Annotated in this window: 15 protein-coding genes; 7 read left to right on the top strand and 8 right to left on the bottom strand. The window is 61.8% G+C overall.

The window, feature by feature from the left end; genetic code table 11:
• Nucleotides 1–34 precede the first annotated feature (34 nt).
• Complete coding sequence (locus JQ587_RS23505) at nt 35–2,164, bottom strand: acetate--CoA ligase family protein (RefSeq protein ID WP_212426859.1); 2,130 nt, start codon at nt 2,162–2,164, stop codon at nt 35–37.
• A 58-nt stretch (nt 2,165–2,222) separates the two neighbouring features.
• On the opposite strand from JQ587_RS23505, the gene JQ587_RS23500 reads away from it, so the two are divergent.
• The 5 genes from JQ587_RS23500 to JQ587_RS23480 all read left to right on the top strand — a co-directional run bounded on the left by JQ587_RS23500 (nt 2,223) and on the right by JQ587_RS23480 (nt 6,995).
• Nucleotides 2,223–2,432, top strand: a complete 210-nt coding sequence (locus JQ587_RS23500) for a hypothetical protein (RefSeq protein ID WP_212300466.1) — start codon at nt 2,223–2,225, stop codon at nt 2,430–2,432.
• A 77-nt stretch (nt 2,433–2,509) separates the two neighbouring features.
• Nucleotides 2,510–3,205 carry a GntR family transcriptional regulator gene (locus JQ587_RS23495; protein WP_212300717.1) on the top strand — a complete coding sequence of 232 codons (696 nt, stop codon included), beginning with the start codon at nt 2,510–2,512 and terminating at the stop codon, nt 3,203–3,205.
• A gap of 60 nt (nt 3,206–3,265) precedes the next feature.
• Nucleotides 3,266–4,999 (top strand): oxalyl-CoA decarboxylase, encoded by a 1,734-nt coding sequence (gene oxc, locus JQ587_RS23490; RefSeq protein WP_212426858.1) that lies wholly within the window; start codon nt 3,266–3,268, stop codon nt 4,997–4,999.
• A gap of 62 nt (nt 5,000–5,061) precedes the next feature.
• Entirely contained in the window at nt 5,062–6,339 is a 1,278-nt protein-coding gene (gene frc, locus JQ587_RS23485; RefSeq protein ID WP_212300464.1) for a formyl-CoA transferase, read from the top strand.
• Between the two features lie 473 nt (nt 6,340–6,812).
• Nucleotides 6,813–6,995, top strand: a complete 183-nt coding sequence (locus JQ587_RS23480; protein WP_212300463.1) for a hypothetical protein — start codon at nt 6,813–6,815, stop codon at nt 6,993–6,995.
• 11 nt (nt 6,996–7,006) lie between these two features.
• Here JQ587_RS23480 and JQ587_RS23475 read toward each other — a convergent pair whose 3' ends face one another.
• The 4 genes from JQ587_RS23475 to JQ587_RS23460 all read right to left on the bottom strand — a co-directional run bounded on the left by JQ587_RS23475 (nt 7,007) and on the right by JQ587_RS23460 (nt 8,696).
• Nucleotides 7,007–7,231 (bottom strand): hypothetical protein, encoded by a 225-nt coding sequence (locus tag JQ587_RS23475; RefSeq protein WP_212300462.1) that lies wholly within the window; start codon nt 7,229–7,231, stop codon nt 7,007–7,009.
• A 53-nt stretch (nt 7,232–7,284) separates the two neighbouring features.
• The gene (locus tag JQ587_RS23470) at nt 7,285–7,524 is read right to left on the bottom strand and encodes a transcriptional regulator (RefSeq protein ID WP_212426857.1); all 240 of its coding nucleotides are present in this window, start codon (nt 7,522–7,524) and stop codon (nt 7,285–7,287) included.
• Between the two features lie 99 nt (nt 7,525–7,623).
• Nucleotides 7,624–7,833 (bottom strand): cold-shock protein, encoded by a 210-nt coding sequence (locus tag JQ587_RS23465; protein ID WP_026201564.1) that lies wholly within the window; start codon nt 7,831–7,833, stop codon nt 7,624–7,626.
• A 377-nt stretch (nt 7,834–8,210) separates the two neighbouring features.
• Nucleotides 8,211–8,696 (bottom strand): lipocalin-like domain-containing protein, encoded by a 486-nt coding sequence (locus JQ587_RS23460; RefSeq protein ID WP_212300460.1) that lies wholly within the window; start codon nt 8,694–8,696, stop codon nt 8,211–8,213.
• Nucleotides 8,697–9,450: 754 nt separating this feature from the next.
• Here JQ587_RS23460 and JQ587_RS23455 point away from each other — a divergent pair.
• Entirely contained in the window at nt 9,451–10,074 is a 624-nt protein-coding gene (locus JQ587_RS23455) for a class I SAM-dependent methyltransferase (RefSeq protein WP_249154477.1), read from the top strand.
• A gap of 156 nt (nt 10,075–10,230) precedes the next feature.
• Nucleotides 10,231–11,205 carry an ABC transporter substrate-binding protein gene (locus JQ587_RS23450; protein ID WP_212426856.1) on the top strand — a complete coding sequence of 325 codons (975 nt, stop codon included), beginning with the start codon at nt 10,231–10,233 and terminating at the stop codon, nt 11,203–11,205.
• A gap of 145 nt (nt 11,206–11,350) precedes the next feature.
• Here the strand turns inward: JQ587_RS23450 and JQ587_RS23445 are convergent, their stop codons facing one another.
• The 3 genes from JQ587_RS23445 to JQ587_RS23435 form a co-directional block, all read right to left on the bottom strand.
• Nucleotides 11,351–12,535, bottom strand: coding sequence for an alpha/beta hydrolase family protein (locus JQ587_RS23445; RefSeq protein WP_249154476.1), 1,185 nt, complete (start codon nt 12,533–12,535; stop codon nt 11,351–11,353).
• Nucleotides 12,507–13,481, bottom strand: a complete 975-nt coding sequence (locus JQ587_RS23440) for an alpha/beta hydrolase family protein (protein ID WP_212300458.1) — start codon at nt 13,479–13,481, stop codon at nt 12,507–12,509. Before JQ587_RS23440 ends, JQ587_RS23445 begins: the two co-directional genes overlap by 29 nt.
• Before the next feature lie 68 nt (nt 13,482–13,549).
• Nucleotides 13,550–14,521, bottom strand: coding sequence for a phytanoyl-CoA dioxygenase family protein (locus tag JQ587_RS23435; protein ID WP_212300457.1), 972 nt, complete (start codon nt 14,519–14,521; stop codon nt 13,550–13,552).
• Between the last annotated feature and the right edge of the window lie 193 nt (nt 14,522–14,714).

Below are 14,714 nucleotides of genomic sequence, written 5' to 3'. Positions count from 1 at the left end.
CTCCCCGCAAGCGGGGAGAGGCGAACACACACTCTTAGAGCAGACCCGCGCCGCGGGCCCACTTGTACTTGGCACCGAGCACCTCGACCGGAAGCTCGGTCGAATAGGCGTAGGCCGGGATGCCGTTCTGGTAGAGATACTCGGCGGCCTCCTCGACTTCGACGTCGCCGGCGAGCGAGGCCACGATCGGCTTGACGAAGCCCTTGGCCTCCATCTCCTTCTTCACCTCGACCATGTTGCGAGCGAACACCATCGGCGGCGTGACGATGGTGTGCCAGTAGCCGAGGATCAGCGAGTGGATGCGCTCGTCCGAGAGGCCGAGCTTCACCGTGTTGACGTAGGTGATCGGGGGCTCGCCACCGGTGATATCCACAGGATTTCCGGCTGCACCAAACGGCGGGATGAACTTGCGGAAGGCCGCGTCGAGATCCGGCGGCATCGACATCAGCGACAGGCCGTTGTCGACGCAGGAGTCCGACAGCAGCACGCCCGAACCGCCCGCACCGGTGATGATCAGCACGTTCTCACCCTTCGGCGTCGGCAGCACCGGCACGCCACGGGCGAATTCGAGCAGCTGCCGCAGGCTGCGGGCGCGAATCACGCCCGACTGCGCCAGCACATCCTCGTAGATCTTGTCGTTGCCGGCGAGCGCGCCGGTGTGTGACGAGGCCGCCTTGGCGCCGGCCGAGGTGCGGCCGGCCTTGAGCACGACGACCGGCTTCTTCTTGGAGACGCGCTTGGCGGCTTCCGCAAAGGCGCGGCCGTCCTTGAGGTCCTCGCAGTGCTGCGCGATCAGGTTGGTGTTCGGATCTTGCTCGAAGAAGGCGAGCAGATCGTCCTCGTCGATGTCGGACTTGTTGCCGAGGCCGACGATGGCCGACACGCCCATTTTCGCCGAGCGCGAGAAGCCGATGATGGCCATGCCGATGCCGCCCGACTGCGACGACAGCGCCGCGTGGCCCTTGACGTCGTAAGCCGTGCAGAAGGTCGCGCAGAGATTGGCCGGCGTATAATAGAAGCCGTAGATGTTCGGTCCCATCAGGCGGATGTCGTACTTCTTGCCGACCTCGACGATCTCGGCCTGCAGCTCCGGCGCACCGGCTTCAGCAAAGCCCGACGGGATCAGCACCGCGCCGGGGATCTTCTTCTCACCGCATTCGGTGAGCGCCGCAGCCACGAACTTCGCGGGGATCGCGAATACGGCGGTGTCGATGACGCCCGGAACGTCCTTGACGCTCTTGTAGGCCTTGTAGCCGAGAATCTCGGCCGCCTTGGGGTGGATCGGATAGATCTCGCCCTTGTAGCCACCGTTGATGAGGTTCTTCATCACGGAATTGCCGATCTTGCCGTCCTCCGCGGAGGCGCCGACCACTGCAACCGCCTTCGGCTGCATGATGCGGCTCATGGCCGCAACGATCTCTTCGGTCGGGCGCGGCTTGGGCTTCGGCTTGTAGGCGAAGTCGACAACGATGCGCACGTCGGCGGCAATCGCATCCTTTGCGGTGGCGAAGACAGGGTTGAGGTCGAGCTCGACGATCTCAGGGAAGTCGGTGACGAGCTGCGAGACCTTGACGATGACGTCGGCGAGCGCCGTGCGGTTCACCGGCTCGCCGCCACGCACGCCCTTCAGAATCTCATGCGCCTGGATGCCGTCGAGCATGGAGAGCGCGTCCTCCTTCGTCGCGGGTGCGAGGCGGAAGGTGATGTCCTTCAGCACTTCGACCAGCACGCCGCCGAGGCCGAAGGCGACCAGCTTGCCGAACGAGCCGTCTGTGATCGAGCCGACGATGACTTCGGTGCCGCCGGCCAGCATCTGCTGCACCTGGATGCCCTCGATCTTGGCATCGGCCTTGTACTTCTTGGCGTTGCCGAGAATGGTCTCATAAGCCTTTTCGGCGTCCTGCGCCGTCTTGACGCCGACGATGACGCCGCCGGCCTCGGTCTTGTGGAGAATGTCCGGCGAGACGATCTTCATCACAACCGGGAATCCCATCGCGGAAGCCATCTTGCCGGCCTCGCCCGCCGACTTCGCCACGCCCTCCTTCGGCACCGGGATGCCGTAGGCGTCGCAGACCACCTTACCTTCGGGGGCGGTCAGGCTGGTGCGGTTGTCCGCCTTGACCTGGTCAAGGACCTTGCGGACGACGTCTTTGGAATTGGACATATAGCTTCTCCCTTGACCTTCAGTTCTTGCTTTGCAAAGCGCGCGTGATGCGGCTGCCGTGACACTTGCCATCGCCGCGCTCTGTTCCATCTGGCGGAACGGAGCGGCGAAAGGCCTTGATTACTCCGCCAGCTTGGATCAAAAATGGCTGGCGATGGCATTTGGTATGCCAGAAGCCAACTTGTCAAGTCGAACCACCGCTCAGAACGCCGCAAAAAATAGCCAGCTTGACATTCTGGCATTTGGTATGCCAAAAACTTTCCAGTAAATATTCCTGTAAAAGACGACTCCCATCAGAGGAGAATCGTCGTGTCACTGCGGAAACCAACCAAGGCGTTGCCGAACATGGCCGAGGCAGACATCGCAATCGTTCGTATTGCCCCGGAGAGCAGCTTCAAGAACAAGGCGTATGACGCCTTGAAGGAAGCCATCCTCAAGATGGACATCTACTCGACACCCGAGCCGGTGATGCTGGACGAGCGCGCGCTGTCCGAACGCCTGGGTGTCAGCCGCACGCCGATCCGCGAAGCCATCGCGATGCTCGAGCAGGACGGCTTCGTGAAGACTGTTCCGCGCCGCGGCATCATGGTGGTGCGCCGGACCAAGAGCGAGATCGTCGACATGATCCGCGCCTGGGCCGCGCTGGAGAGCATGGCCGCGCGCCTCATCACCACCACTGCGCGCAAGAAGGACATTTCGGCGCTACGCGACTATTTCAAGGACTTCGGCAAGGACCGGCTGCCCGAGGATCACGTCGAGGAATATTCGAAGGCCAACATCGCCTTCCACCAGGCGCTGATCTCGCTGTCGGAATCTCCGGTTCTGGTCGATCTCACCAACGATCTGCTGCTGCATGTGCGCGGCTACCGGCAACTGACGATCGGCCGCAAGGACCGCACCGCGACGTCCCTGCCCGAGCATCTCGCCATGATCGAAGCGCTGGAAGCGCGCGACACCGAGCTCGCCGAGAAGCGCGCCCGCGACCACACCCTTGGCCTTGCCGCTTACGTCGAAGCGCACGGTCAGGAACTGTTCACCTAGCAACCTTCACCAGAAGGGCGAAAAATTCGCCCCAGTATTGAGACCAGGGAGACAAGGCCCATGCTGAACACCGCGACCAAGTCCGAAGCACCGGGCACCGAGCAGGAACTGACGGATGGCTTCCATCTCGTCATCGACGCGCTCAAGCTGAACGGCATCAACACCATCTATAATGTGCCGGGCATCCCGATCACGGATTTGGGCCGCATGGCGCAGGCCGCCGGCATTCGCGTGATCTCCTTCCGCCACGAGCAGAACGCCGGCTACGCCGCGGGCATCGCCGGCTATCTCACCAAGAAGCCCGGCGTCTGCCTCACGGTCTCCGCGCCCGGCTTCCTCAACGGTCTCACCGCGCTCGCGCACGCCACCACCAACTGCTACCCGATGATCCTGATCTCGGGCTCCTCCGAGCGCGAGATCGTCGACCTCCAGCAGGGCGACTACGAGGAAATGGATCAGCTCGCGATCGCAAAGCCGCTGTGCAAGGCGGCCTATCGCGTGCTGCACGCCCAGGACATCGGCATCGGTTTCGCCCGCGCCATCCGCGCCGCGGTCTCCGGCCGTCCGGGCGGCGTCTATCTCGACCTGCCGGCAAAGCTGTTCGGCCAGGTGATGAACGCCGACGCCGGCCAGAAGTCGCTGGTCAAGGTGATCGATGCAGCGCCTGCGCAGATCCCCTCGCCCGCTTCGGTCAAGCGCGCGCTCGACGTGCTGAAGAGCGCGAAGCGCCCGCTCATCATCCTCGGCAAGGGCGCGGCCTACGCGCAGGCCGATGAAGAGATCAAGAGCTTCGTCGAGAAGAGCGGCGTGCCGTTCCTCCCCATGAGCATGGCCAAGGGCCTCCTCCCCGACTCCCATCCGCAATGCGCAGGTGCAGCGCGTTCGACGGTGCTGAAGGATTCCGACGTCGTCATGCTGATCGGCGCCCGGCTGAACTGGCTGCTGTCGCACGGCAAGGGCAAGAGCTGGGGCGAAGCGCCCAAGAAGTTCATCCAGGTCGACATCGAGCCGAAGGAAATGGACTCCAACGTCGAGATCGTCGCGCCCGTCGTTGGCGACATCGGCTCGGTCGTCTCCGCCTTCAACCAGGCGATGGGCCCCACCTGGACTGCCCCGCCCGCCGAATGGACCAAGGCCATCGTGACCAAGCGCGACGAGAACGTCGCCAAGATGGCGCCGAAGCTCATGAACAACAAATCGCCGATGGATTATCACGGCGCGCTCGGCGTCTTGAAGAACGTGATCAAGGATCACCCCGAGGCGATCCTCGTCAACGAAGGCGCCAACACGCTCGACCTCGCCCGCGGCGTCATCGACATGTACCGCCCGCGCAAGCGTCTCGACGTCGGCACCTGGGGCGTGATGGGTATCGGCATGGGCCAGGCGATCGCCGCTGCGCTCGAGACCGGCCACCCCGTGCTTGCGGTCGAAGGCGACTCGGCTTTCGGCTTCTCCGGCATGGAGATCGAGACCATCTGCCGCTACAACCTTCCGATCTGCGTCGTCATCTTCAACAATGACGGCATCTATCGCGGCACCGACGTCAACGGCGCCAACGATGATCCCGCGACCACCGTGTTCGTCAAGGGCGCGCGCTACGACAAGATGATGGAGGCCTTTGGCGGCGTCGGCGTGAACGCGACCTCGCCGGATGAACTGAAGCGCGCCGTCGTCGAGGCGATGGCTTCGCGCAAGCCGACGCTCATCAACGCGGTGATCGATCCGGCTGCAGGTTCCGAGAGCGGCCGCATCGGCAACCTCAATCCGCAGAGCGTTCTGCAGAAGAAGAAGTAAGTCCCCCTTCAACCCTTTATTCCCTGTGGTTCGCAGGGGCAGACAGAGTACGGAGCAATACAATGACCAAAGCGCTCGAGGGCGTTCGCATTCTCGACTTCACCCACGTCCAGTCCGGACCGACCTGCACGCAGTTGCTCGCATGGTTCGGCGCCGACGTGATCAAGGTGGAACGCCCGGGCGTGGGTGACATCACCCGCGGCCAGCTGCAGGACATCCCGAACGTGGACAGCCTGTATTTCACCATGCTCAACCACAACAAGCGCTCGATCACGCTGGACACCAAGAACCCCAAGGGCAAGGAAGTCCTCACCGAGCTGATCAAGAAGTGCGACGTGCTGGTCGAGAACTTCGGCCCCGGCGTGCTCGACCGCATGGGCTTCCCCTGGGAGAAGATCCAGGCGATCAACCCGAAGATGATCGTCGCCTCGATCAAGGGCTTTGGCCCCGGACCGTACGAAGACTGCAAGGTCTATGAGAACGTTGCGCAGTGCACCGGCGGCGCCGCCTCCACCACCGGCTTCCGCGATGGTCTTCCGCTCGTCACCGGCGCGCAGATCGGCGATTCCGGCACCGGCCTGCACCTCGCGCTCGGCATCGTCACCGCGCTCTATCAGCGCACCCATTCGGGCAAGGGCCAGCGCGTCACGGCTGCGATGCAGGACGGCGTGCTCAACCTCTGCCGCGTCAAGCTGCGCGACCAGCAGCGCCTCGCCCACGGTCCGATGAAGGAATACAGCCAGTTCGGCGAAGGCATTCCGTTCGGCGATGCCGTGCCGCGCGCGGGCAACGATTCCGGCGGTGGCCAGCCCGGCCGCATCCTGAAGTGCAAGGGCTGGGAGACCGATCCCAACGCCTACATCTACTTCATCACCCAGGCCCCGGTCTGGGAGAAGATCTGCGACGTGATCGGCGAGCCGACCTGGAAGACCGATCCGAACTACGCCAAGCCGGCGGCCCGCCTGCCGCGCCTGAACGAGATCTTCGCCCGCATCGAGCAGTGGACGATGACGAAGAGCAAGTTCGAGGCGATGGAGATCCTCAACAAGGACGACATCCCCTGCGGCCCGATCCTGTCGATGAAGGAGATCGCGGAAGACCAGTCGCTGCGCGCGACCGGCACCGTGGTCGAGGTCGATCACCCCACCCGCGGCAAGTACATCTCGGTCGGCAACCCGATCAAGCTGTCGGATAGCCCGGCCGAGGTGACCCGCTCTCCGCTGCTCGGCGAGCACACCGACGAGATCCTGCGCGCGGTGCTAGGCTTCAGCGACCACCAGGTCGCCGACATCCACAAGTCCGGCGCGCTCGACCCGCCGCAGAAGCAGGCCGCCGAGTAAGCGACACCACAACGCGTGAGACGAAAGGGCCGCCCATCGAGGCGGCCCTTTTTTCGTCGGAAAGGCTGTACGGATACGCACCCAAACCAAAAACTCAAAAACAACCCCATGCACAGTAGCCATCTCCTCGGCCGCACGAGAAATTTCGCATTTTACGAATTTTTCTTGACCCGTCGGGCAAAACAGGGGTAGGATGTCATTATTCGAGAAGCGAACGTCAGCCCATCGAAGGACATCTCGACGCCGGCGCTCGCCACTGCCGCGCGCCGGCGTCTGGTCGGGGGGCGACCCGCCAGCCCCTTTTTTATTTACGTCGGACAGTCTTTCGAGGAACCGACGCGGCGTCCGTCAGTTGTTTATCTAGACCCGACTTCTCCACTCCCAGGACAACGCGCTGTTTCACCAGCCCGCAGACGCGGACCGGACGTCGGCTCCTTTGCGGACCACGTACGTTCAACCAAATCGAGATCGACATGTTGAGAGATCAATCCTCTGATCGCGCCAGGCGCGAAGCCGACAAGGCGTTCAAGCCTGCCAAAACGCAGAAGCCGATGAGCGACTATGCGAAGGCCCAGCACTCTCTGCACGAGAACCGCGAGCGACTGAAAGCGGAGCGATTGGCCCGCGAGGCCCAGTCGAAAGGCCGCAAGGAGTAGGACGGCCCGCTCTAAAGCATCGACAAAACGACGACGCCGTCTTCGAGTTGCCCCGAATCCATCCGTGCTCGCGCGATGCGCTCGAACTCCGTCCGGTATTTCTGAAGATAGCTGAAGGCCTGCTTCTGCGTTTCGAAGGTGGTCGCTAGCCGGCACATTTGTCGACCCGCGCCGAGCGCGAGGAAGAAAGTGATGGTACCACCGCCGTCCGGTTTGACTCTAGGCACGATCCGCACTCCCTGGCATGTGACCGGCCCTTTCTCGTCATTCGTCAGCGATGTTGAGGCAGCTATTGCGGCGGCTTCTTCTTGCGCCTGGTGATGCTCGGTGTCGGCAATGCTTGAACGATGGCATCGGCGGCTTCCCGGGTTTCACGCAACTCGCGAAGCCGCGCCATGTTCTTGCGAACATCGACGGCCTGCCGTTCGGCATCGGCCATCGCGCGTGCGCCTTCTTCAGCGGCCAGGCGTTTGCGGTTTAAGCGCGCGATACCCTCGGGTGACGGTTCGGCCGATTTTCTGGCGCTCATCTCATCACCCTATCGACAACAGACAAAACCCGCTCAATCCTTACGATCGAGCGGGTCGCATGGCCGTTTCAGTACATCCGTGAAACGGCACTAGAGGACTTAAGCCAGCGAGAGATTCTCAGCGCTGACCTTGCCCCGCATCTTGTCGGTCTTGGCCTCGAAGTTGACCTTTTGGCCCTCGGCGAGACCCGCCAGACCCGCCCGCTCGACCGCACTGATGTGAACGAACACATCGTTGCCGCCGTCGTCGGGCTGAATGAATCCAAAGCCCTTCTGGCCGTTGAACCACTTCACAGTACCTGTCGTCATTTCTCTTCTCCAAAGCGCACACGCGCGCATTCCGCGCATGCTCACGCAGAATCAATTCAATTCGTCGATGTCTCTGGAAAAGGAGCCCGCGGGCGCATTCAACAAGGCACAGCGGCTGAACGAACAAATTCAAGCTATACCTCACCATGGGCATTAGCAAGGCTTGGCCGGATTTAATTGCGCCCGGCTTCAATGGAACATTTGATGCTCCTTTGGAGATTGGTTGGTGCTTGAGGCCGAGCGATCAGCGCGTTTCTCGGAAGCCTCGATTGAGCGTGTTTGGCTTCTTGGGGCGAGTTCGGACGCGCCAAGCATTCGGAACACGCTATGTCGCCTTACAGCCAAAGCAGACTCGCAACTTTGGGATCTTCTCCGCCTTAGCGCTCACGTTCCCAGTCTAGGGTTCCAACGACTTTCTTGCCCGGATAGACGGCGCTGAATTGTTCGGCCGTTCTGATGCTCAGCTTGTCCCCTTCGAGTTTGAAGAATCTTACTTGGTCTTGGCCCGTTAGAAGCTCATTCCACGAAATATCGACCTTGGTCGTAAACTTGTCGCCCTCGATTTTGAACTTCCCGGTGTAGGCGAGAAGGCTCTTGAGCAGGGCTGCCGACTCCGCATCGTTGGCTGCCGGCTTGCGATTTGCCGCGGTAATGATGAACGCCACGTGCCCGTCTGGCGTAAACACTGCCCGCCCTTTCGGATCGTGGCCCATCGGTTCCGTGAGCTCGCCACCGGTAATCTGAATGGTCCAAGCTGTCAGTTTCCAGCTACCCGTGAGTTGCCTCGCTGCATCGTCCGCGAGCACCAACGCAGGCTGCAGATAGCAATAGGCAGCAAAAACCAAGGCAAGGAGACGCCCCATGTTGTCCTCCTCGAAAGTAGACCGTACTCAAAACCTGCGATGCCTTTCGGGCGACTGTAGCCGTGTCTCGCCTGCGATGTCTATTGTTGGCTTATGTCGCGGCCAATGTCCGTTGCTGGCTCGTTGCTGACCTGCGCCCTGTTCGCAGTAATGTCAGCTTGCCGAGGCAAACCGACCTTGGTCATGCTGGTGCCGAGTTTTGCTTGTGACCGGAAGTTTGCTCTAGCCGGAGCCAAGCTGTCGTGCTCTTAATTCAGGACTGACTTTATCTTTGGCCGCGCGGTCGCTTACTTCGTAGCGAACTAACCCCGTGGAGTGGCAGCCATGGTGCAGAATCTCATAGCCGGATTTGTCGTAATAGCTTTGATTATCATGGGCGTGCTTGCTTATGCCCAGAAACATGAAGGGTGCTTGCGCGGACGCTCGCTCCAAACCTTCCAGCCTTGCGGATCAATTGGCACTGACATCTAGCGCTGTCCGCGACGCTGCAGCTTGCCTCGCGAGACTGTGTTTCAACAGCCCAGGTCTGGTTTTGGCCCTTAGCCGAACAAGCCTGAGGCCATCATGGCGTCGGCTATTGGCGGCGGGGTGCGCTTACCTCGACCGCCGCTTGTGACCCGTTGCAGACGTGGCTTTCGGCTATGCCCGCGCTTGACCAAAATCGGCATATACACGGATGTGGGCACACTGAACGTTGCCACTTTGCGAGGCTCCCCTGGCACATCTTGACCTGATCCGAGAGATACGAAGAAAGTTGGCCGCTGACGGTCCGTCGTGGGTCCGCGCAGACAACGATTTTGCGACAGTGACGCTTCCGGAAAGCGACTGCGACGTTGTTCGCGATCTACTAATTGCCGAGCGATCCGGCGTGGTCATAGAGATCGGCCTTGCTTATGGCAGTTCCGCGCTGGCGATCGGCGAGGCGTTGATTTCAGTAGGCGGTGATCGGCACGTAATTATTGATCCGTTCCAGGACAGTGAGTTTCGCGACTCAGGTTGGGAGTCGATCCGCTCGGCCCAATTGGATGGCATTTCGGTGTTGTTGAGGGAACGGTCCCAGATAGCGTTGCCGCGTCTGGCCGTGGAGGGCATGTCAGCAGATGCGGCGTTCGTCGACGGCAGTCATTTGTTTCACAATGTATTCGTCGACCTTTTTTACCTACAGATGATCGTACGACCCGGCGGGCTGGTCATTCTCGACGACTATTGGTGGCCAGGGGTCGCTACGGCGGCTCGCTATTACGAGACCAATCTTGGCTGGCAGCCCCATAAGCTTGTGAACGGCACTCCGGGGAGAGTGTGTGTGCTACGGTTGCCCGATTCTCCGGTGACGCCGAATTTCAAGGAGTTGACGCCATTTTGGCCCGGAGCAGTATGACGGGTTGAAACAGCAGCGAGATGTCGGTTGTGGCCCTTAGCCGATCTCGTGAGTATTTCCGGCTGAGGACCGCTTCTGACCCATAGCGGTCATGATGCTTAGTTGCCGAAGCCGCCAATCCGCTTAAAATGCAATGGTCTAGCTCGGGGGCCCAGCATGAGGCGGCGAGAACTGATCGTGGTTCTGGGAGTTGCGGTTGCTTGGCCTTTTGCCGCTTGTGCGCAGCAATCGTCCGGCAAGCTCTGGCGCGTGGCCGCTCTGTATCCCGGCTCTTGGGATACCCCCTCAGACCAAGCACCATTTGATGCGTTCCGCGACGAATTGCAAAAGCTAGGCTTGATCGAAGGCAAAAACATCGTCATCGACCGTCGGGCAGCTTACGGGCATAGCGAACGCATTGCTTCGCTTGCGGAGGAGCTGTTAGCGTTGCAACCAGACGTTTTCGTCGCGATCTCACCAGCGGCTGCCGTTGCAGCTCATCGCGCGACCTCGACAGTTCCTATCGTCATGTGGGGTGTTGGCGAACCTATGGCTCTTGGGTTAGTCGACACACTAGCTCACCCGGGAGGAAATGTAACCGGCACCTCCACAATGTCTGACGAGTCTTGCGCGAAATCAGTAGAAATCCTTCACGCGGCTTTTCCAGCCGCCAAGCGGATAGCTGTGCTGATGTCGTCGAACCCGAGCCATCCCCGGTTGTTCGATCTGGTGAAAACTACGGCTGGCATGTTGAGTGTAAGGGTGATCCCCGTCAAAGCGGAGACTCCAAACGATTTGAAGCACGCGTTTGCCGAGATGCAGGAGAAAGGCTGCGACGCCCTGCTTGTGATGATCGACGTAGTTAGGCCCGCGATCCCATCACTGGCGGCCGAGTCTAGGCTTCCTGCCCTATACCAGCAAGGCGCCTTCGCCGGTTCGGGCGCTCTCCTGTGCTACGGAGCAAGCCAGAAGCAGATAGGCAGAAGAACTGCATACTTCGTCGATCGACTTCTTAAAGGGGCGCGTCCTGCCGATCTTCCAGTTGAGCAGCCCGTGGTATTTGAACTCACGGTAAACCTCAAAACTGCCGCAGCGCTTGGGCTGCGTATCCCGGACGTAGTCTTAGCTCAGGCAGACCAAGTGATAGAATAGCGCGATCAGCAAGGTCGTCTTATGGCCCTAAGGCGAAGTGGTCGAATGTCCGCTATTTTGCCGCTGTTGGGAGAGAAGCAGACATCAGGTGCGCGTATTCCTAGCGGCAGGTTTTACGAGTACGCACCTTGGTTGCGCGAGAGATCTAGCCGGGCGCCAGCGCCTGCCCGACCGCATAGAGCGAGCATTCCTTCCAGGCGGCCACGCATTGGCGCATCGCTTCGCTCTTCGCATCGTCGGCCGTTCGCTGGGCCGCGGTGACTGAGCTGCAATGGCCGTCGCGATTCCAGGCATAGGCCTTGGCGTCGGTCCAGGCCTTCACATAGGCATCGAAGTAGCCCGCGCACGCTGCGTTGAGCGGCGCCGGCGGCGGAATGGGTGCAGGCGGAGGTAATCCGACCAGCACTGACGTCGGCAGGCGCAATCGGTTCAGGAAACTCTCGACGGCCGGCCACCAGACCTCGGCGGGCGCCATCGGCACCATGGCATGCCCATCGACGCCAAAGGGCGGCAAGATCTGAAACTGCGCCGGCGCGCCGGAGGCGACGTAAGCATCGAACATGCGACGGCCCAATGCCGGCGGGGCACTGCGATCGTTCTCCGCGTAAACCCAGAGCGCCGGAATCCGCGCCGTGCGGCCAAAGATGGCGGCGTCCGCCACGAGATGATCCGGGCTGCAGGTGCGGCCCGGGACAGAACCGTGAGCCGCCTCGAAGTTGAGAACGCCGACGACGCCGGCAGGATTGTCCGCCGCCACGGCCGTGACGGCAAAACCGCCGGTGGAATGCCCCATCAGCAGGATCCGATCGGGCTCGACCCAGGGCTCGCCGCGAAGCGTGGCAAGTGCGCCGTTGATGTCTTCAGCCGCAATCCGTGAGACGGCGAGATAGTCGCGATCGTCGCAAGGCCCGGACAGCGTCTCGGCAAATGGTCCGTCTGAATGACCAAAGCCCCGGCGCATGATCGATGCGACGGCGTAACCACGTTGAGCAAACGCAACAGCCGGATTGAGCAGACTGGCCGGCGTTTCTCGCGCCAGGGCGGCACGAAAGGCCTCACCAGTCCCGGGAATAGTTCCGTGAACCAGCAGCACCAGTGGAAAGCGCCCGGGCCGGTCCGGGCGGAGGATCATGGACTCGAGCCTGACCTGGCGACCGTCGGCGAGCGTGACCGGCACCATTCGATCCTGCCGAACGAGGCCCGGCAGGGCGGGATCGGCCGCGGCTGAAGACACAAGAAGCAGAAGCACGCTGATCACGCAGCCAAGTCGCGCCATGCTCACCTCCTCACGAACGCGATGCTCACTGATCTCCACCAGCAAGCTGTTCATGAAAATACTTCACCACCGCCGCGTTGAAGTCGCGGTGAAAGCCTGCCCTGTCGAACTCCGCCGGCACATCGGTGCAGATGCGCGGCACGGCCGCAGCCTGCTCCGGCGTACAAGGTGCGAGGAAGGCGAAGTGGCCGGCCGGAACGACGTGCATCTCGGGCTTGCCCTGCAGCCACCCCGCGACGCGCGCCACGGGCGAACCGTCGCCCACGCCAGGGCCGCCGAACTGCGACCGCCAGAACTGGAAAGGGATTTTGATTGCGGCGAGGTTCTTCCGGGTCAGAACCGCCGGTGCAGGATCGACGATCACCGCCGTGCGGATCCGAGCATCCTGCGGCGGGTCAGGTAGCCTTTCTCCGTTGTGGAGCTGCGCGCATACACCGGTCGCCTCCTTGCAGTTTTCGGCAAGCCAGGTGAAATCCGGCTTGAGTCCCATCAGCGCCAGTCCGGTATAACCGCCAAGCGAGAAGCCGAAGAAGCCGACCTTGGCCGGATCGATCACCGCCCTGTCCTTCCAATCCTTCAGCATGAAGTCGAGCAGACGCACCATGTCCGCGGGGCGCGATCCCCACACCGGAAGCGTATCGCGCCGCGACGAGTCGTTTGTGGTGTCACCGGGGTGATTGATTGCGGCAACGATGAAGCCGGCATCGGCCAGCGCCTCCTCGGTGTCATGGTTCGCACCAAACCACCCGCCCCGGCCATGCGAGAAGATCACGAGCGGCAGCTTTGCGCCGCTAACGGGGCAATCCTTGACACCATTCAGATCGAACTCGGCGCCAACCGAAAGACTTCCAAGCGCCACATGCGTCGGCTCTGCCGCGCAGGGATACCAGATCGCGCCCGACAGCGCGGGATCGGACTGGAGAAGCTGAATGCCCGCAGCCTTGGCCGGCGCGCCAAGACAGCAGAGTGCGACGGCGAAACCCCAGACTGCCTTGCGCAACGGAAGCCCCCCTGATTTCGCGCGGAAGTTGAGCGGAGAACGATAGCGGAATTATGGCTTCGATCCTTCTAGACCCGCGCGCATGGCACCATCCGGGCGAGCAAAGGCACGTTTGCGTGCCACAGCATGCAATCGCGCGCCCGTGCGCTCCGACCGGCGGCAAGCTCGGCAAGCTGCGCCCGTGAGAACACATGCCGCTCGCAGAAGAACGGCCGAAGCGGCGAGCGCGAGAAGAAATTGTAGAACAGCGCACAGCGATCGCGCGCGATCGCCGGACGCCCGCGATGGTAGCGGCTTGCGACATCCGCGAAGATTACGGTGCCGGCCTTGCCGGTGCAGGTCGTCACATCGCCGTCCCAAAGCGTCCCGCCCAGCCGCTGCTCCAGCATTTCCTGGGTCAGGACCGGGAAATTGGCGCCGTCGAGCCGGTCGCTGCCGGGAAAGGCGCGATGCAGGATTTCAAGCGGGCCGCCCTCTTCGTCGACATCATGCAGATAGACGATCACCTTGACCATCCGCCGGTCCTCGACGTCGCGATGCCATCGGCGCGCGGCGACCTGCCGGCCATCGGCCAACGTATAGAAGAAATTCAGGGTGTCGCAGGCCGCGGGCAGACCGAGATAAGTCTCGACGATGTCGAGGATGCGGTCGTTGAGGGGCCAATGGACGATATGCGGATGGCGCATCATATCCTCAGCGCCAACCTGCACCGTATATTGGCCGGCGAACTCACCCGCTTTGGCACGAGCGGAATAGGCATTCGCGATATCGGTCGCCGACATCCAAAGTCTTTCCGTGCCGGGCAGATCCAACTCCGCAAGCGAGGTGATGTGGACGCCGTTCTTCTCCAGCCCGGCGACGATCTCCACGTCGCGCGGGGAGAGTCTCGGCAGGCGCGGCCGATGCGACGCCCGCGCCTTTTCGTAAGCCTTGTTCAATCGTCGGCTGATAGCTGGCATCCCGAGCAGCCGCGAAGCGGTCTCGGCCGGCAGGCTGCGGACCCGGCGCAAGGCACGGTAACGCAGCGTCGTTTGCTTCATGTCGCAGATTCCCCCATGCGATAGGCTCGTCGTGCGGTCGCCGCGTCGCGCGACGAGGCCCGCGACGATCTCATCGCTGAGACTAGGGGCTAAAATCCGGCCTGAGTGTTTCGAAGTGTAACTCTGAGAGTAGATCTATTGTTTGAGCTGTCCCGTTTTGCAGTGCCATCAACGGGCGGCTCGGGCGAAGAAA

Origin of the sequence: Bradyrhizobium manausense (assembly GCF_018130615.1) — a bacterium.
In the GTDB taxonomy this organism is placed as follows: domain Bacteria; phylum Pseudomonadota; class Alphaproteobacteria; order Rhizobiales; family Xanthobacteraceae; genus Bradyrhizobium; species Bradyrhizobium manausense_A.
This window is presented reverse-complemented; position numbering and strand designations above follow the sequence as displayed.